The sequence below is a fragment of the Bradyrhizobium sp. Mp19 genome, assembly GCF_029952935.1.
Classification (GTDB): Bacteria; Pseudomonadota; Alphaproteobacteria; order Rhizobiales; family Xanthobacteraceae; genus Bradyrhizobium; species Bradyrhizobium elkanii.
In genome coordinates this window covers 1-17116 of the sequence record NZ_JASAUT010000057.1, presented here as the reverse complement: position 1 = coordinate 17116, position 17116 = coordinate 1, and the positions used below count along the sequence as shown (strand labels likewise).

Sequence of the window (17116 nt, the reverse complement as noted above, 5' to 3'; positions counted from 1 at the left end):
AACTGGCAATATCCAGCCTACCGCTTGCGTAAGGCAAGCATCAACAAGGACGAGAATCATGGGTGTCGCACCGCAAGCTGGCGACGAGCAGGTCAAACTCTGGAACGGCGCCGCCGGCCGCGCCTGGGTCGAGACGCGCGACGTGCTCGAAGGGATGTTCAAGCCGCTTGAAGAGCTGCTCGTCCGAGCAGTGTCCGATGCCGCGGCCAGCCGCGTGCTCGATATCGGTTGCGGCACGGGCGCCACGACCTTCGCTGCTGCCGGCGTGCTGGGCCGGCGGGGGCATTGCACCGGCATCGATATCTCCGGGCCGATGATCGCGGCGGCGCGCGCCCGCGCGGAGCGGGAAGAGCGGCCGGTCAGCTTCATCTGCGCCGACGCGCAGTCCTGTCCGTTCGCGCCAGCGAGTTTCGACATGATCGTCTCGCGCCTCGGCGTGATGTTCTTTGCCGATCCGGTGCAGGCTTTCGTCAATCTGCGCCGCGCGGCCCGGCCGGGTGCTGCGCTCCGCTTCATCGCGTGGCGTGGCGCCGCCGAGAACCCGTTCATGACGACGGCGGAACAGGCGGCGAAGACGCTGCTGCCGGATCTTCCGGCGCGGCGTCCCGATGCGCCGGGGCAATTCGGCTTCGCCGACCGGAAGCGGGTCGAAGCTATCCTGGATGATAGCGGCTGGGAGGCGATCGCGATCGATCCGGTCGATGTCGCCCTCAGCTTTCCGGCATCGGAGCTGACCCGCTATGTGAGTTGGCTCGGCCCGGTCGGGACGATGCTGCAGGCGATGGAGGAACCGCGCCGAACGCATGTGATCGAGACCGTGCGCGGCGCGTTCGATCGCTACATCCATGGGACCGAGATTCGCTTCACTGCTGCGTGCTGGATGGTCGCGGCACGAGCGCCGACGGAGGCCGCGCATGGTTGAAGCGGAGGAATTTGTGGCGAGCGCGGTGCTGATCGGGACCGGTGCGACCGTCGTGATGGACATCTGGGGGATGGTTCGAAAGCGCCTGCTTGGCATCCCGTCGCTGGAGTATGCCCTGGTCGGCCGCTGGCTCGGCCATCTCGTATCCGCTCGCCTGCGCCACGACCGCATCGCCGCGTCACCGCAGGTCGCGGGCGAAGGGGTGATCGGATGGGCCGCGCATTATCTGATCGGGATCGGCTTTGCCGGCGTGCTGCTTGCGATGTTCGGCCTCGATTGGCTGCGGCAGCCCACCATCGCTCCGGCCCTGATGGTCGGGATCGGCAGCGTGGCCGCGCCGTTCCTGGTGATGCAGCCCGCGATGGGCGCCGGCATCGCCGCGAACCGCACGCCACGGCCATGGGCGGCGCGGCTGCAGAGCCTCGTGACGCATACCGTGTTCGGCTTTGGGCTCTACGCGGCTGGTTGGCTCGTGCACCCGTTCCTGAACCCGTAGCCCGGATGAAGCGAAGCGCAATCCGGGGACCGTCTCCACATACGCAGGTTTCGCGGAATTTCGCGGAGCCTGTCATCGGGCGCGCGTTCGCGCGACCCGTTGGCGCCATCCGGGCTACCTCTTCACCTCCCCTTGAAAAGGGGAGGTCGCTTTGCTCGCAGAGCAAAGCGGGTGGGGATCTGCTCTCTCCATTTGCAGCAGAGCCCGCGGCTAACCCCCATCCCGACCTTCCCCCTTTCAGGGGGAAGGGGAATGAAGACCTGTAGAACCCGTAGCCCGGATGAAGCGAAGCGTAATCCGGGAACAGTATCACCTCATGGAGCGAACCCGGATTTCGCTGCGCTTCATCCGGGCTACAAGCTTCTTCCGAGTTACGGAATTATGCCGCCCGCTGCTTCAGCAGATCCTCAACGTCCAGCCGTCGCGTGAACATCGCGAGCTTGCCGTCCGCGCTGCGCGGCCATTCGGCCTCGGGGCGATCCCAATAGAGCTCGACGCCGTTCTCGTCGGGATCGCGCAAATACAGCGCCTGGCTGACGCCGTGGTCGCTGGCGCCGTCGAGCTGGATGCCGGCCGACAGCACCCGGTGCAGCGCATCGGCGAGCGCCGGGCGGGTCGGATAGAGGATGGCGGTGTGGAACAGGCCGGTGGTGCCCGGCGGCGGCGGATGGCCGCCCTTGCTTTCCCAGGTGTTGAGGCCGATGTGGTGGTGATAGCCGCCGGCCGAGATGAAGGCCGCGTCCGCGCCCAGCCGCTGCTGCAGCTCGAAGCCGAGCACGCCGCAATAGAAGCCGAGCGCGCGCTCGAGATCGGCCACCTTGAGGTGGACATGCCCGATCCGCGTGCCGGCGATGATGGGGGGATTCTCTGGCATGAGCGGACTCCGTTGACGTCAATGCCCCTGCCATCAGGGGCGAGGTTCGCCCCCTGATATAGTCTGGATTTGCCGACGCCGGAGCGATCGATCCGGAAACGCAAGGTTTCCGAAAGGCGCCACGGTCGCCGGGCCTAGCAGAGCTCCGACAGCTCGCCGCCGGGCAGCTGGAACTCGAACGTGTTCAGCGTCATCGACACCATGGTGTAGTAGCCGCAGAGGCCGATCACCTCGACCAGGCCGCGTTGGCTCAGCACCTCGACCGCCTCGTCATACAGTGCCTTCGGCAGGCCGTGACCTTCGTGCAGCGCCTTGGCGACGTCGTAGATCACCCTGGCCTTGGGATCGTCGAAGCTCGGCGTCCGGCGTACGCGAATGTCCTCGATGATCTTCGGGTCGAGGCCGCCCTTCAGCGCCAGGCGCTTGTGGGCATACCATTCGTAATGCGCGGTCCAGTGCCGCGCGGTGACGAGGATCGCGATCTCCGACAGTTTTGGGGGAAAGATCGTGTCGAAGCGCAGCACCTCGCCGAGCCGCGTGGCATGCCGTGCCATCTCCGGGCTGTTCAGCCAGGCCATCATCGGCGCGGGTGGCGCCCCGCGCTTGCCGGCAATCGACTCGTCGTAGGTTTCTTTCTGGGCGGCGTTCATTTCGCTAGGCGAAAGCAGCTTCAGCCGCATGTCCGTTTCCTTTTGTTTTTCAAGCGTTACCCCATCTCGGCGATACACCCGATCGCGCGCAGTGAGTAGCGACGCCAGAGCATGGCGCGGCCGCGAGGCATATTGAATTTGGCGGCTGCGTAGGTCTAAGGTCGAATCCAATTCGACGATTTTTTGACTGGAAACGCACCATGGCCGACCTCGAGAAATTCCGCGCGGAGACCCGCGCCTGGCTGGAGCAGAACTGCCCGGCGGAGATGCGCAAGCCGATGACCTCGGATGGCGACACCTTCTGGGGTGGCCGCAACACGAAATTCTCGTCCGAAGCGCAGCGCGTCTGGTTCGAGCGGATGCGCGACAAGGGCTGGACCGTGCCGCATTGGCCGAAGGAATATGGCGGCGGAGGCCTCGACGGCGAGGAGGCCAAGATCGTGCGCCAGGAGATGGCTGCGATCGGCGCGCGTCAGCCGCTGACCTCGTTCGGCATCTCGATGCTCGGACCGGCGCTGCTGAAATACGGCACCGAGGAGCAGAAGAAGGAGCATCTGCCCAAGATCACCGCGGGCCTGATCCGCTGGTGCCAGGGCTATTCCGAGCCGAACGCCGGCTCCGACCTCGCCTCGCTGCAGACCCGCGCGGTCGGCGACGGCGACGACTACATCATCAACGGCCAGAAGATCTGGACGTCCTATGCCAACTACGCCGACTGGATCTTCTGCCTGGTGCGCACCGATCCGGCGGCCGAGAAGCATGACGGCATCAGTTTTATTCTCTTCGACATGACCTCGAAGGGCGTGTCCACAAAACCGATCCTGCTGATCTCGGGCTATTCGCCGTTCTGCGAAACCTTCTTCGACAATGTCCGCGTGCCGAAGTCGCATGTCGTCGGCACCGTCAATCGCGGCTGGGATGTCGCGAAATACCTGCTGCAGCACGAGCGCGCGATGATCTCCGGCATGGGCGAGCGCGGCGTCGGCCGTCCGCTCGGCCAGATCGCCGCCGACTCGGTCGGTGCGGACGCGCAAGGCAAGCTCGATGACGCGCAGCTGCGCAGCCAGATCGCGAACTTCGAGGTCGACGAGGCCGCGCTCGCGGCTGCCGCGGAGCGCGCGGTCGATCTCGCCAAGGCCGGGCAATCGCATCCGGCGTTCTCCTCGGCGATGAAATATTACGGCACCGAGCTCAACAAGCGCCGCTACGAGATCCTGATGTCGGCCGGCGGCATCGACGCGCTGGAATGGGAGAGCGACCGCTCCAGGGGCGGCGCCCGCCCGCGCGCCTGGCTGCGCACCAAGGCCAATTCGATCGAGGGCGGCACCTCGGAGGTGATGCTCGGCATCGTCGCCAAGCGCATCCTCGACCTACCGGGTGCCTAGCTTGCCGTCGTTCCGGGGCGTCGCGAAGCGGCGAACCCGGAACCTCGAGATTCCGGGTTCGATGCTGCGCATCGCCCCGGAATGACGAACTCAGACAGTTGCTTAGTACGTTAGATCGGATTTTCCTATGGCCCTCGTCCTCACCGAAGAACAATCCATGCTGCGCGACAGTGCGCGCGGTCTCATCAGCGACAAGGCGCCGGTGGCGCATCTGCGGTCCTTGCGCGATGCCACGGACGCCACCGGCTTCTCGCGCGATCTCTGGAAGACATTTGCGGAGATGGGCTTCTCCGGCCTCCTGGTGCCGGACCAGTTCGGCGGCAGCGGGCTCGGCTGCGTCGAGGCCGGCATCGTCATGGAGGAGATCGGCCGCACCTTGATGCCGTCGCCGTTCCTCGCGACCTCGGTGCTCGCCGCCTCGGCGCTGTCGCGCGGCGGCAGCGAGGCGCAGAAGGCGCAGCATCTGCCCAAAATCGCCGACGGCTCGCTGCTGGCGGCGCTCGCGATCGATGAGGGCGCCAAGCATCGCCCGCTGCAGACGAAATTGCAGGCCACGCGCTCCGGCAACGGCTTCAAGCTGTCGGGCGATAAGGCCTTCGTGGTCGACGGCCACACCGCCGATCTTCTGATCGTCGCGGCGCGCACGGCCGGCAGTGCCGGCGACAAGAACGGGCTCACGCTGTTCCTGGTCGATCCGAAGGCCAAGGGGCTCACGGTCGAGCGCACCGCGATGGTCGATTCGCACAACGCGGCGCGCATCGTGTTCGACAATGTCGAGGTCAACGCCGACAGCGTGCTCGGCGAAGTCGATCAGGGCTTTGGGCTGCTCGAGGGGGTGCTCAATATCGGCCGCGGCGCGGTAGCGTCCGAAATGGTCGGCCTCTCCGACGAGGTGTTCGGCCGCACCGTGGCCTATCTGAAGGAGCGCAAGCAGTTCGGCAAGGCGATCGGCGAATTTCAGGCGCTGCAGCACCGGGCTGCGCAGCTCTACATCGACATCGAGATCACCCGCGCCGCGGTGCTGAAGGCGTTGCAGGCGCTCGATACGGATGCCGACAAGGCCGCAACCGCGGTCGCGGTGGCAAAAGCCCGCGCCGGCACCACGGCGACGCTGGCCGTGCAGGAGGGCGTGCAGATGCATGGCGGCATGGGCATGACCGACCAGTTCGACATCGGCTTCTTCATGAAGCGCGCCCGGGTCTGCCAGGAGCTGTTCGGCGACAGCAATTTCCACACCGACCAGCTGGCGAGCGGCAAGGGGTATTGATCGGCCGCGTGGTCGTCGCCACGCAACAAACTGTCATCGCCCGGCTCGACCGGGCGATCCAGTATTCCAGAGGCGGTTGTGCTTGAGCGGAGAGGCCGCGGCGTACTGGATCACCCGCTTTCGCGGGTGATGACAGTTGAGGATGCGGTGGCGGCTGTGGCCTCGCTACGTGCTGATTACCTGATCGGCGGTGCGTACTGGACGCCGCCGGCGTTCCAGAGCTGGTTCATGCCGCGCGGGATCTTCAGCTTGGAGTCGGCGCCGACGTTGCGGTCGTAGACCTCGCCGTAATTGCCAACATGGCGGATGATGCGCACCGCCCAGTCCTTGGTCAGGCCGAGATCCTCGCCATAGGAGCCTTCGGTGCCGACCAGCCGCATCACCTCCGGCTTCTTCGACTTCAGCGCCTCGTCGATATTCTTCGAGGTGATGCCGAGTTCTTCGGCGTTGATCATGGCGTACAGCGTCCACTTCACGATCATCATCCAGTCGTCGTCGCGCAAGCGCACCACCGGCGCCAGCGGCTCCTTGGAGATGATATCGGCGAGGATCGTGTGGTCGCTCGGCTTGGCGAGGTTGAGCCGCAGCGCATAGAGCTGCGAGGCGTCCGATGTCAGCGTATCGCACTGGCCGGAGCTATAGGCCTTCACGACGTCGTCCAGCTTGTCGAACTTCATCTCCGTGTACTTCATGTTGTTGGCACGGAAATAGTCGGCGAGATTGAGCTGTGTCGTGGTGTTGGCCTGGACGCAGACCTTGCTGCCGTTCAGGTCGAGCGCGGAATCGATGTTGCGCGAGCGCGGCAGCATGAAGCCCTGGCCGTCATAATAGGCGACCGCGGGGAAATAGAGGTCGTAATTGGTCTCGCGCGACATGCTCCAGGTGGAGTTGCGCGAGAGGATGTCGACCTTGCGGTTCTGCAGCTCCTTGAAGCGCTCGCTGGCGTCGAGCGGCAAGAACTTCGCCTTCGACGGGTCGTCGAAGATCGCCGACGCGACCGCGCGGCAGAAGTCGACGTCGAAGCCGGTCCAGTTGCCCTTGTCGTCCGGGATCGAGAAGCCCGGCAGGCCCTTGTTGACGCCACACAGCACGTCGCCGCGGCGGACGGTGCGCTTCAGTGTGCGGGTGTCGTAGCGCTCATAGGTGATGGCGGCGGCCGCAACCAGCGCGGCGATCGCGAGCCCGATCGTCAGGCCGCCTCGAAATGTACGCATGGGTTCTCTCTCGCGAATGATCGGGGGGAAAGCGGGACGGATATCGAAGCAGGCTGAAGGCTACAGTTCGGGCTTCTGCCGGATGATCACCTTGGTGCCGACCGGAACGCGGTTGTAGAGATCGGCGACGTCGTTGTTGACCAGGCGGAAGCAGCCGGAGGACACGGCGGTGCCGATGGTGTCGGGCCGGTTGGTGCCGTGGATGCGGTAGACCGTGGTGCCGAGATACATCGCGCGTGCGCCGAGCGGATTGCCCGGGCCGCCCGCCATGAAGCGCGGCAGATAGGGCTGGCGCGCGATCATTTCCGGCGGCGGCACCCAGTCCGGCCACTCGGCCTTGCGGGTGATGCTCACAAGGCCCTGCCATTGAAAGCCTTCGCGGCCGACGCCGATGCCGTAGCGGAGCGCGCGGCCATTGCCCTGCACGAGGTAAAGGTGGCGCTCGGCCGTCGCGACGATGATGGTGCCCGGCGCCTCATTGGTCCGGTAGTACACGACCTGCTTCTGCCATTCCGGGTCGAGCTCGTAGCTGTCGTCGGCGACAAGACCGGGCTCGTCGGAGTCCGGGCGGCTCTGGGCGAAGCCCTGCGACGTCGACAGCACGAGCGCGCCCGTCGCGATCAACATCCAGACCAGGTGACGAAGTTTCGTCATGCAAAGCTCTCCTTGTTGGCGCGCGGCCAAATGGTTGCTCCACCCGCAAATCAGGCAGCATCAAATCTCAGCGGCAGCTTGATGGCAAGTTTAGGACGTCGCCACAGGTATATCCCTGTAATGCTTCTGTTTTTTGTCACTGTGCGTCGAGGCACGTCAGACGGGCCGCCTCATTTCGGCGCGATCCAGAGTCGCAAGGCGAACGAGATCAGCGCCACGGTGCCGACGCCGCCGAGCCACAGCGCTGCGAACCACAGCAGGCGCTGGCCGAGCGGCCGCTGATTCGGCACTAGAGCCATTTCCGTTCCGATGGAATCGGAACGGGGCTCTAGATTCTCGTCCTGACGCGCTTTCTTGACGCGAACCGGGATCCACTTCGCTGGAAAACGCTCTGGTGGCATCAGTGGTATCCGTGGCCGGGGCGCACCTTGCCGCGGAACACCCAATAGGCCCAGGCGGTGTAGCCGAGGATCAGCGGCACCAGGATCGAGACGCCGACCAGCATGAAGATCTGGCTGTTCGCCGGCGCCGCCGCCTGCCAGATCGTGATGCTCTGCGGCACGATGTACGGATACATGCTGATGCCGAGCCCGGCATAGGACAGGGCGAACAGCGCCAGCGTCAGGAAGAACGGCTGGTGGTCGTTCTTGTCGCTGAGCGCGCGCAGCAGCAGCGCGGTGACGGCGGCGACCGCGATCGGCACCGGCGCGGTGAGGATGATGTTGGGCCAGGCGAACCAGCGCTGGGTGTATTGCACGCTGAGGAACGGGGTTGCGATGCTGACGGCGCCGATCGCGCAAAGCATCGCGATCAACAACATCCAGCTCAGATGGTAGGCACGGTCGCGCAGCTCGCCCTCGGTCTTCATCACCAGCCAGGTCGCGCCGAGCAGCGCGTAGCCGATCACCAGCGCGACGCCGGTCAGGACGCTGAACGGCGTCAGCCAATCCCACCAGCCGCCGGCGTACTGACGTCCCTCGACATGGATGCCCTGCAGGATGGCGCCGAGCGCGATCCCCTGCGCCAGCGTCGCGAGCAGCGAGCCGCCGGCAAAAGCGAGATCCCATTTGTTGCGCGCCTTCTGGGTCCGCCAGCGGAATTCGAAGGCGACGCCGCGAAACACGAGGCCGAGCAGCATCGCGATCATCGGCGTGTAGAGCGCCGGCATCAGCACCGCATAGGCCAGTGGAAACGCCGCCATCATGCCGCCGCCGCCGAGCACCAGCCAGGTCTCGTTGCCGTCCCACACCGGCGCCACCGTATTCATGATGACGTCGCGGTCGGTCTTTTGCGGAAACAGCGGAAACAGGATGCCGAGGCCGAGATCGAAGCCGTCCATCACGACATAGACGAACACGGCAAAGGCGATGATGAAGGCCCAGATCGTGGCGAGATCGATCATCGTGCGCCCTCCACGGCAGCACCTGCCGCCGGCGTGATGCCGGCCGCGCGGGCGGGAAGATCTTTCGTCGGGCCTTGCTCGCCGGGATGCGGCGGCTGCGCCATCAGCCGCAGGATGTAGATCACGCCCGCGGCGAACACGGCGAAATAGACGATGATGAAGGCGATCAGTGACGAGCCCACCGCCGGCGCCGCCAGCGGCGACGCTGAGTCCGCCGTCCGCAGCAGGCCATAGACGGTGAACGGTTGCCGCCCGGTCTCCGTGGTGATCCAGCCCGCGAGCACCGCGATGAAGCCGGCGGGGCCCATCAGGACCGCGAAGCGATGCAGCAGCGGCGACTGGTACATCATCCCCCGCCAACGCATCAAAAGGCTGAGCAGGCCGAGCCCCATGATCAGGAAGCCGAGGCCGACCATGATGCGGAACGACCAGAAGGTGATCGGCACCGGTGGCCAGTTCTCGCGCGGCACGGTGTCGAGGCCGGCCAGCGGCGCGTCGAGCGAATGCTTCAGGATCAGCGATGACAGCTTCGGCACCTCGATCGCATACTTCACCTTCGCCTCACGCTGGTCGGGCCAGCCGAACAGGATCAGCGGCGCGCCGTCCTTGTGGCTCTGGTAATGGCCTTCCATCGCCATCACCTTGGCGGGCTGGTGCTCCAGCGTGTTGAGGCCGTGCTGGTCGCCGGCGAGGATCTGGATCGGCGCCACCAGCGTCGCCATCCACATCGCCATCGAGAACATCACGCGCGCTCCCGCCAGATGCTGGTCGCGCAGCAGATGCCAGGCGCCGACCGCGCCGACCACCAGCGAGGTGGTGAGATACGCCGCGAGCACCATGTGCACGAGGCGATAGGGGAACGACGGATTGAAGATCACCTTGAGCCAGTCGGCGGCGACGAACTGGCCGTCGGCGTTGACGGCATGGCCTGTCGGTGTCTGCATCCAGGAATTGGCCGACAGAATCCAGAACGCCGAGATCAGCGTGCCGATCGCGACCATCAGCGTCGCCACGAAGTGCAGCCTGGGGCCGACGCGTTCGAGCCCGAACAGCATCACGCCGAGAAAACCGGCTTCCAGAAAGAATGCGGTCAGCACCTCATAGGCCATCATCGGGCCGATCACCGGCCCGGTCTTGTCGGCAAAGGACGACCAGTTGGTGCCGAACTGGTAGGACATCACGATGCCCGAGACCACGCCCATGCCGAACGCGACCGCGAAGATCTTCAGCCAGTAATTGAACAGGTTGATGTAGACCTCGCGCTTGGTGGCAAGCCACAGCGCTTCCAGCACCGCGAGATAGCTCGCAAGCCCGATCGAGAATGCGGGAAACACGATGTGGAACGACATCGTGAAAGCGAATTGCGCGCGGGCGAGTACGACCGCATCCCAGCCTTCGAACATCACGCACCATCCATCGTCGACCTGGCGTGGACCTTACCACGTCAGCTGTAACGACAAAGAGGGCGGATTGTCCGACTAAAGCGGGTTGAGTTTTGGCTGGATCGGCTTGGCGCGGTCCCGGTTCACCTCTCCCCGTTGGGGAGAGGTGAACCTCCGATGCCGTTCCAGCTCAACCTGATCTCATCAGGCCTCAGCTGTTGGCGTTGAGCAGCCGCGCGACGGTGCGGTCGATCTCGTCGTACTGTCCCTCGCCGGCGTGCTGGAAGACGATCTTGCCGTTCTGGTCGATGACGTATTGCGCCGGCCAATACTGGTTGCGGTAGGCGTTCCAGGTCTGCGAATTGTTGTCCTGCGCCACCGGATAGAGGATGCCGTGCCGCTTCAGCGCCGCCTGCACGTTGGAGGCCGAATGCTCGAACGGGAATTCCGGCGTGTGGACCCCGATCACGACGAGGCCGCGATCCCGGTACTTTGAATAGAGCTGGGTGACGTGCGGCAGTGTGTTGACGCAGTTGACGCAGCCATAGGTCCAGAAATCCACCAGCACGACCTTGCCGCGCAGGTCGGCCAGCTTCAGCGGCTGCGAATTGAACCAGTTGCTGATGCCGGCGAATTCGGGCGCGGTCTGGCTCTGTTCGGCGGTCATGGCGATCGCCCGCGGCACCGACTGGGCCGGCGCGTCTGACTCGGTGCAGAGGCCAGGGATCACGGCACCGCCGAGGCCAAGGCCCGCCACCAGAGCGGATACGGCAATCAAGCGCAGGGACATCGATATCTCCTTTGGGCTTACAGGCCGATCTGGCCGTTGGGATAGAACTGGGTCAGCCACGCCACGATCAGCGTGTCGTATTGCAGGTAGGACAGTGCGGCGAATGCGACGATCACGACGCCGAAGCCCTGCTGCAGGCGCGGCGCGATCCGCGCCATGCTGCGCACGCGCGTGGTGACGGCCTGTCCGCCATAGGCAATCGCAAGCATCGGGATCGCGGCGCCGATCGCGTAGGTGACGAGCTGCAGGCTCGCCCACGCCGTGTCCTTCGAGGTCGCGACGATGGTCAGGATCGAGCCGAGCACGGGGCCGGCGCACGGCGTCCACACCAGGCCGAGCGTAGAGCCGAGCACGAAGCCGCCGAACAGGCTGTGCGACGGCGCGGCCTCAGCGACATTGCCCTCTTGTTTAGACGCGTTTTCTCGACGCGAACCGGTACCCACTTCGCTCGAAAACGCTTTGGTAGCGCCGGTGAGCCGGATCGACAGCCATTCGAACGGCGCCGGCCAGATCATCAGGAGGCCGAAGCCCGCGAGCAGCACGGCCGCGCCGGTCCGCAGCACGTTCGGATCGAAATCGAAGGCGCGCGTGATCGCGCTCAGCAGCAATGCCACCGCAGAGAATGACATCACGAAACCGAGCGCGATCATCACGGGCCGCGCCTTGCCGGTCTGGCCTATCGATACCCCAAGCAGGATCGGCAGCATCGGCAGGGTGCAAGGGGCGGCGACGGTGGCGACACCGGCAAGCAGGGCAAGGGCAAGGCTGAGCATCGTCATCCGTCCATCGGAGTCCCGGCGCGCCAGAGGGCCGTGCCGGGTACGCCTGATGTTCTTCGCGGGGACGGTTTTGGCCGTTACGGCGGGCCGGTCGCGAGCCGCGTCACGTCTGTGTGAGGCGAGGCGCGCTCGGCATCACGGCGCCGCGCCAAAAACAGAGCGACCCGGCTGGGGGGCATCCCGGCCGGGTCGTTGGAGGCTACTTGGGAGGTTAGAACGAAGAGGTATCGAAACCGGTTTAGTAAATGAGGTTGCGTCGTTGGATATGGGTATAGAGATCGTGTTTTTCCGGGTGATGTCGTCGATTGTTTCAATTGTTTCGTCGCCTGAATTTTTCGGCTTCGTGGACAACTGCCTGAATCGCGTGATCTCCCGTTAAGGTATTGAATTTGCGATACTTTATGCGGCGACGCTATCCACGCCGGCACCCCGCAGGAGGTCGGCGAGCTGCTTGCGGGCATAGAACATGCGGGTCTTCACCGTGCTCTGCGGGATGCCGATGATCTCGCCAGCCTCCTCGACCGACTTCTCATGGTAGTAGACCAGATTGATGATCTCGCGGTGGGCCGGCGACAGCTTGGCCACGCAGGCGCGCAGGATCTCGCTGGTGGTGGCGCGATCGAGCGAGGTTTCCGGCGTGTCGGCGCCGTCGGCGATCTCCAGCACGTCGTCCTGGTCGATGTCCTCATGCTTGCGCTGGCGCAGCGCGGTCAGCGCCTTGAAGCGGGCGATCGAGAGCAGCCAGGTCGAGACCTGCGAACGGCCCTCGAACTGGGCCGCGGTGCGCCAGACGTCCAGGAACACCTGGCTGACCAGGTCCTCGGCCATGGTGGTGTCGCGCACCATGCGGAGCACGAAGCGGTAGACCCGGACGTTATGACGGGCATAGAGCGTGTGCATCGAGGTGCGGTCATTCTTGGCGATACGCGCGAGCAGCGTTTCATCCGAGGTCGCGCGAGCAGCGTCGATATGCTTCGTGGCTGCAGCGTTGATGGCGATGACGTTCGGCATGACAGGCTCCCAGTTCGCCGTTGGGCGGCGGTTCGTTGGGAGAAACGTTAGTTAGCGCCCGTTTCCGGATGTCTGCGCGAAAAGCGGAAAATGGTTTCGTGACCGGGAGAATTGTTTCGTCGCCGGCCGGACGACGAAACATTCGGGATCAAAAAGCCAATAATTTCAATGTGTGGAAAATTCGAACGGCCGGATTCCCGCCCTCGGAACGAATCCGGCGGTCATGACTTCTGGCACTGTCGGGGCTTATTCCGCCGCCTGCAGCGAGGGCGTCGCCTTCTTCGGGGCAATCCAGAACGCATCGGGCCGCTCGAACAGGAAATTGGCCCGCGCCGCCAGCGCCAGCCGCCAGATCACGAGCGAACCGGCGACGCCGACCGCGGTCACGATCAACGAGATCAGGCCGATGTCGTGGATGACGCCGAAGCGCAGCAGAAGGGTGCGTGTCGCAGCCATCGGCAGGAAGAAGGCGAGATAGATCACGATCGAATGCTCGCCGCAGAAGCGCAGGAAGCCAAGCCAGTGCGCGCGCGCCAGCAGCGTGCCGGTCACGATGATCGCGCAGGCGCCGGCAAAGCCGAGTGCCAGCGAGACGACCGGCCATTCGCTCACCTCGAGCGCAACCAGGCCGCCATTGATCAGCGCCCAGAGCCCAAGCCCGAGCAGGGCAAGCGCAGGCCGTGCCCGCGCGCGGTCCGACAGCGCGAACACGTAATCGGCGAGGACGTAGCCGGTATAGAAGTAGACGAAGCGGGAGCAGAATTCGTCGATCACGGTCCAGCCGGTCGCGACATGCGCCGCTTCCAGCAGCGCCGCGATCAGCCAGATCACGAGCGGGGGGACATTGCGCGTGAGCTTGGTGACGACGAAGAAGATCGGCAGCAGATAGATGAACCACAGCGTGCCGAACGGCTCGATGAAGGACTCGAGATATTGCAGCCCAACCTGGGCCCAGCCGGTCTCGGCGGCCAGCGACGGCGCCTTGAAGCCGAACTGGATCGTCACCCAGAGCACGTAGAAATAGGCGAAATGCATCACCTTGCGGTCGAGATAGGTGCGCCAGTCGCGATCGATCACGACCGACAGGAACAGGCCCGAGATCAGGAAGAAGTCCGGCATCCGGAACGGCTTCGCGAACATCACGACATAATGCATGAAGCCGGTCTGCTCGGCGGCCTTCTCGACCCCCAGCACCGAATGCATCATCACGACCATGATGATGCAGATGCCCTTGGCATAGTCGACCCAATCGACGCGTCCGCTCGCGCGTGGGGCGGAACGATCTGTCGCAGCGGCTGTGCCGTTTGTGGTCATCTTTGTCCTGTTCCGGCGTGATCGGGCCTATCATCGGCCCGATCGGTTGCTTTCTCCTTTATCGATACAAGCGATGTGCCACCGAACCGGACCTTTCCGCGGGTTTCCCGTGGCTGGCGAATGGTCTAAGAGGCGAGGAAATCCGAGACGGATTGTTAACCATGGGACGCAGCCCGACCCGAGCGCCGCTGCGGTGATGAGAATCCTTGCCGCGCCAATTCGATAGTCCGCTGCCGATCGACGCCGTGCTCGATGAGCTCGACCGCACGCTCGATGGTCACAACGCCGCAGTGCTGGTGGCGCCGCCGGGCGCCGGCAAGACCACGCGCGTGCCGCTCGCGTTGCTCGATGCACCCTGGGCGAGGGGCAAGAAGATCATCGTGCTGGAGCCGCGCCGCATCGCCGCGCGCGCCAGCGCGGAGCGGATGGCGAGGACGCTCGGCGAACGTGCCGGGGAGACCGTCGGCTATCGCGTGCGCTTCGGCTCGAAGGTGTCGCGCGCGACGCGGATCGAGGTCGTCACCGAAGGCATCTTCTCGCGCCAGATCCTCGACGATCCCGAGCTCAACGGCGTCGCCGCGGTGCTGTTCGATGAATTCCACGAGCGCTCGCTCGATGCCGATCTCGGGCTGGCGCTGGCGCGCGACGCGCAGACCGGCCTGCGCGAGGACCTGCGGATCCTCGTGATGTCGGCAACGCTCGACGGCGCACGCGTCGGAAAACTGCTCGGCGACGCGCCGGTGGTCGAAAGCGAGGGGCGCGCCTTTCCGGTCGAGACCCGTTACGTCGGCCGCAAGGTGGACGCGCCGCTGGAGCGGCAGATGGCCGAGACGATCGCGGCCGCGCTGCGCGCCGATGCCGGCTCGGTGCTGGCCTTCCTGCCGGGAGCCGCCGAGATCCGCCGCACCCAGACTTTTTTGGCCGAGCGCGTGCACGACGCCGCGGTCGAGATCGTGCCGCTGTTCGGCGCGCTCGATGCCAGCGTGCAGGATCGCGCGATCGCGCCGGCGCCGAAGGGCACCCGCAAGGTGGTGCTGGCGACCTCGATCGCCGAGACCTCGCTGACCATCGAGGGCGTGCGCATTGTCGTGGACTCTGGCCTCGCGCGGGTGCCGCGCTACGAGCCTGACATTGCATTGACGCGGCTCGAGACCGTACGGGCCTCGCGCGCGGCGGTGGACCAGCGGCGCGGCCGTGCCGGCCGCATCGAGCCCGGCGTCTGCTACCGGCTCTGGGACGAGCCGCAGACCGCATCGCTGCCGGCCTACACCGCGCCCGAGATCCTCTCCGCCGATCTGTCCTCGCTGGTGCTCGATCTCGCGCAATGGGGCGTCAGCGATCCCGCAGGCCTTGCCTTCCTCGATCCACCGCCGGGGCCGGCGCTGAAGGAGGCCAAATCACTGCTGTCAGAGCTCGGGGCGCTCGACGGCGATGGCCGCATTACAGAGGAAGGACAGAGCCTGCGCGCGCTTGCGCTGCCGCCGCGGCTGGCGCGCATGATCGTGGATTCCGCCCGCTTCGGTATGAGCGAGGAAGCGGCCGAGATCGCCGCGGTTCTGACCGAGCGCGGGCTCGGCGGCGACAGTGTCGATCTCGACGTCAGGCTCGACCAGTTCCGCCGCGACCGTTCGCAGCGCGCATCGAGCGCCCGCAGCATGGCGGCGCGCTGGGCCGTGCAGGTGAAGTCGGCCGCCGGCGAAACGAAGGATCTCTCCACCGGCGTCATGCTGGCCTTCGCATTTCCGGATCGCGTCGCCAGGAACCGCGGCAATGGCAGCTTCGTGCTGGCCAATGGCCGCGGCGCCGCCGTCGAGCAGACCGCGGCGCTGGCGCGGCTGCCTTATATCGCGGTTGCCGAACTGACCGGCACGGCCGCGAGCGGCCGCATCCTGCTGGCGGCGCCGATCACCCAGGAGGAGATCGAGCAGCGCTTCGCCGATCAAATCGAGAACGTGGAAGAGGTGACGTTCGACCGCGGCGCGATGGCGCTGCGCGCCCGCCGCAGGCGTTCGCTGCATGCGATCACGCTGTCGGAGGCACCGATGCCGCTACAGCCCTCGGCCGAGACCGCGCGCGTCTTCGCCGACGGGCTGATCGCGGCCGGGCTCGACCGGTTGCCGTGGTCGAAGCACTCCAAGCAATGGCGCGACCGTGTCATGTTCCTGCGCAGGGCCGAGGACGAGAGCTGGCCCGATCTGTCCGACACCGCGCTCGCCGCGCGTGCCGACGACTGGCTGGTGCCGGCGCTCTACGACAAGACCGCGCTGAAGGACCTGTCCGCCGGCGATCTGTCGGATGCGCTGATGGCGCTGCTGCCGTGGGAATTGCGCGCGCGGTTCGATCGCGAGGCGCCGACGCATTTCGAGGCGCCGACTGGAACGCAACTCGCGATCGATTACGAGGCCGAGCAGGGCCCGACCATCGCGGTGCGGCTGCAGGAGCTGTTCGGGCTCAACACCCATCCCTCGATCGCCAAGGGCGCGGTGCCGCTGGTGCTGGAACTGCTGTCGCCGGCACAGCGGCCGGTGCAGGTGACGCGCGATCTGCCCGGTTTCTGGCGCGGCAGTTACGCCGCGGTGCGTTCCGACCTGCGTGGCCGCTATCCGCGCCATCCCTGGCCGGAAGATCCCGCCAGCGCGATGCCGACCCGGCGCGTGAAACCGCGCGGCACGTGAATCTTCGAGGCAACGCTTTGTCGTGCCGCGTCAACGTTTCGCGTTGTTGCGCTAGCTAGAGCACGATGGTTCTTGGTTGAATCAGTCGGACCGCAGGCTCGCTTCGCCTCCCCCGCTTGCGGGGGAGGCCGACGCGCTCGGCAGCGCTCTTGCGCGCCTGAGCGCGGCGGGTGGGGGCTCTCTCCGCGATGCGACTCGCGGCGAGAGCCCCCACCCCAGCCCTCCCCCGCAAGCGAGGGCTTTGCGCAAAGGCGAATCTGCGATTCTCTAAGACCGATCTGAAGGGGGAGGCGGGGATGGC

At 65.6% G+C, this 17116-nt stretch carries 16 protein-coding genes; 5 read left to right on the top strand and 11 right to left on the bottom strand.

Annotated features, from left to right (window positions below; genetic code table 11):
• Positions 1-58: 58 nt before the first annotated feature.
• Entirely contained in the window at positions 59-922 is an 864-nt protein-coding gene (locus QJT82_RS36975; RefSeq protein WP_028343520.1) for a class I SAM-dependent methyltransferase, read from the top strand.
• Positions 915-1418 (top strand): DUF2938 domain-containing protein, encoded by a 504-nt coding sequence (locus QJT82_RS36970; RefSeq protein WP_028343519.1) that lies wholly within the window; start codon positions 915-917, stop codon positions 1416-1418. Before QJT82_RS36975 ends, QJT82_RS36970 begins: the two co-directional genes overlap by 8 nt.
• Positions 1419-1797: 379 nt before the next feature.
• Here QJT82_RS36970 and QJT82_RS36965 read toward each other — a convergent pair whose 3' ends face one another.
• Both QJT82_RS36965 and QJT82_RS36960 read right to left on the bottom strand, forming a co-directional pair.
• A complete protein-coding gene (locus QJT82_RS36965) occupies positions 1798-2292 on the bottom strand; it encodes a VOC family protein (protein ID WP_028343518.1) in 495 nt (164 codons plus the stop codon).
• A gap of 134 nt (positions 2293-2426) precedes the next feature.
• Positions 2427-2972, bottom strand: coding sequence for a carboxymuconolactone decarboxylase family protein (locus tag QJT82_RS36960; protein ID WP_028343517.1), 546 nt, complete (start codon positions 2970-2972; stop codon positions 2427-2429).
• 170 nt (positions 2973-3142) lie between these two features.
• On the opposite strand from QJT82_RS36960, the gene QJT82_RS36955 reads away from it, so the two are divergent.
• Together QJT82_RS36955 and QJT82_RS36950 are read left to right on the top strand one after the other, a co-directional pair.
• On the top strand, positions 3143-4327 hold the full coding sequence (locus tag QJT82_RS36955) for an acyl-CoA dehydrogenase family protein (protein WP_028343516.1): 1185 nt from the start codon (positions 3143-3145) through the stop codon (positions 4325-4327).
• A gap of 127 nt (positions 4328-4454) precedes the next feature.
• Complete coding sequence (locus QJT82_RS36950; RefSeq protein WP_028343515.1) at positions 4455-5594, top strand: acyl-CoA dehydrogenase; 1140 nt, start codon at positions 4455-4457, stop codon at positions 5592-5594.
• A 176-nt stretch (positions 5595-5770) separates the two neighbouring features.
• Here the strand turns inward: QJT82_RS36950 and QJT82_RS36945 are convergent, their stop codons facing one another.
• From QJT82_RS36945 to QJT82_RS36905, 9 genes are all read right to left on the bottom strand, one after another.
• Positions 5771-6808 carry an amino acid ABC transporter substrate-binding protein gene (locus tag QJT82_RS36945; RefSeq protein WP_028343514.1) on the bottom strand — a complete coding sequence of 346 codons (1038 nt, stop codon included), beginning with the start codon at positions 6806-6808 and terminating at the stop codon, positions 5771-5773.
• 60 nt (positions 6809-6868) lie between these two features.
• A complete protein-coding gene (locus QJT82_RS36940; RefSeq protein WP_028343513.1) occupies positions 6869-7462 on the bottom strand; it encodes a L,D-transpeptidase in 594 nt (197 codons plus the stop codon).
• A gap of 170 nt (positions 7463-7632) precedes the next feature.
• A complete protein-coding gene (locus tag QJT82_RS36935) occupies positions 7633-7761 on the bottom strand; it encodes a DUF2474 domain-containing protein (RefSeq protein ID WP_092078858.1) in 129 nt (42 codons plus the stop codon).
• A gap of 101 nt (positions 7762-7862) precedes the next feature.
• A complete protein-coding gene (cydB, locus tag QJT82_RS36930) occupies positions 7863-8864 on the bottom strand; it encodes a cytochrome d ubiquinol oxidase subunit II (RefSeq protein WP_028343512.1) in 1002 nt (333 codons plus the stop codon).
• Entirely contained in the window at positions 8861-10267 is a 1407-nt protein-coding gene (locus QJT82_RS36925; protein ID WP_028343511.1) for a cytochrome ubiquinol oxidase subunit I, read from the bottom strand. Before QJT82_RS36925 ends, cydB begins: the two co-directional genes overlap by 4 nt.
• A 190-nt stretch (positions 10268-10457) precedes the next feature.
• The gene (locus QJT82_RS36920; protein ID WP_028343510.1) at positions 10458-11036 is read right to left on the bottom strand and encodes a thioredoxin family protein; all 579 of its coding nucleotides are present in this window, start codon (positions 11034-11036) and stop codon (positions 10458-10460) included.
• A gap of 17 nt (positions 11037-11053) precedes the next feature.
• Entirely contained in the window at positions 11054-11809 is a 756-nt protein-coding gene (locus QJT82_RS36915; RefSeq protein ID WP_028343509.1) for a cytochrome c biogenesis CcdA family protein, read from the bottom strand.
• 405 nt (positions 11810-12214) lie between these two features.
• Entirely contained in the window at positions 12215-12826 is a 612-nt protein-coding gene (locus tag QJT82_RS36910) for a sigma-70 family RNA polymerase sigma factor (RefSeq protein ID WP_016848063.1), read from the bottom strand.
• A 246-nt stretch (positions 12827-13072) separates the two neighbouring features.
• Positions 13073-14140: an acyltransferase family protein gene (locus QJT82_RS36905; RefSeq protein WP_028343508.1), complete on the bottom strand. Its 1068-nt coding sequence runs from the start codon at positions 14138-14140 to the stop codon at positions 13073-13075.
• A gap of 206 nt (positions 14141-14346) precedes the next feature.
• Here QJT82_RS36905 and hrpB point away from each other — a divergent pair, with 206 nt between their 5' ends.
• The gene (gene hrpB / locus QJT82_RS36900; protein ID WP_028343507.1) at positions 14347-16815 is read left to right on the top strand and encodes an ATP-dependent helicase HrpB; all 2469 of its coding nucleotides are present in this window, start codon (positions 14347-14349) and stop codon (positions 16813-16815) included.
• Positions 16816-17116: the final 301 nt, after the last annotated feature.

Excerpts from the sequence above, each read along its gene's own strand:
- QJT82_RS36965 (WP_028343518.1), bottom strand. The coding sequence starts at position 2,292 with ATGCCAGAGAATCCCCCCATCATCGCCGGCACGCGGATCGGGCATGTC.
- QJT82_RS36915 (WP_028343509.1), bottom strand. The coding sequence starts at position 11,809 with ATGCTCAGCCTTGCCCTTGCCCTGCTTGCCGGTGTCGCCACCGTCGCC.
- QJT82_RS36960 (WP_028343517.1), bottom strand. The coding sequence starts at position 2,972 with ATGCGGCTGAAGCTGCTTTCGCCTAGCGAAATGAACGCCGCCCAGAAA.
- QJT82_RS36950 (WP_028343515.1), top strand. The coding sequence starts at position 4,455 with ATGGCCCTCGTCCTCACCGAAGAACAATCCATGCTGCGCGACAGTGCG.
- QJT82_RS36955 (WP_028343516.1), top strand. The coding sequence starts at position 3,143 with ATGGCCGACCTCGAGAAATTCCGCGCGGAGACCCGCGCCTGGCTGGAG.
- QJT82_RS36935 (WP_092078858.1), bottom strand. The coding sequence starts at position 7,761 with ATGGCTCTAGTGCCGAATCAGCGGCCGCTCGGCCAGCGCCTGCTGTGG.
- cydB (WP_028343512.1), bottom strand. The coding sequence starts at position 8,864 with ATGATCGATCTCGCCACGATCTGGGCCTTCATCATCGCCTTTGCCGTG.
- QJT82_RS36940 (WP_028343513.1), bottom strand. The coding sequence starts at position 7,462 with ATGACGAAACTTCGTCACCTGGTCTGGATGTTGATCGCGACGGGCGCG.
- QJT82_RS36945 (WP_028343514.1), bottom strand. The coding sequence starts at position 6,808 with ATGCGTACATTTCGAGGCGGCCTGACGATCGGGCTCGCGATCGCCGCG.
- QJT82_RS36905 (WP_028343508.1), bottom strand. The coding sequence starts at position 14,140 with ATGACCACAAACGGCACAGCCGCTGCGACAGATCGTTCCGCCCCACGC.
- QJT82_RS36970 (WP_028343519.1), top strand. The coding sequence starts at position 915 with ATGGTTGAAGCGGAGGAATTTGTGGCGAGCGCGGTGCTGATCGGGACC.
- QJT82_RS36925 (WP_028343511.1), bottom strand. The coding sequence starts at position 10,267 with ATGTTCGAAGGCTGGGATGCGGTCGTACTCGCCCGCGCGCAATTCGCT.
- QJT82_RS36910 (WP_016848063.1), bottom strand. The coding sequence starts at position 12,826 with ATGCCGAACGTCATCGCCATCAACGCTGCAGCCACGAAGCATATCGAC.
- QJT82_RS36920 (WP_028343510.1), bottom strand. The coding sequence starts at position 11,036 with ATGTCCCTGCGCTTGATTGCCGTATCCGCTCTGGTGGCGGGCCTTGGC.
- QJT82_RS36975 (WP_028343520.1), top strand. The coding sequence starts at position 59 with ATGGGTGTCGCACCGCAAGCTGGCGACGAGCAGGTCAAACTCTGGAAC.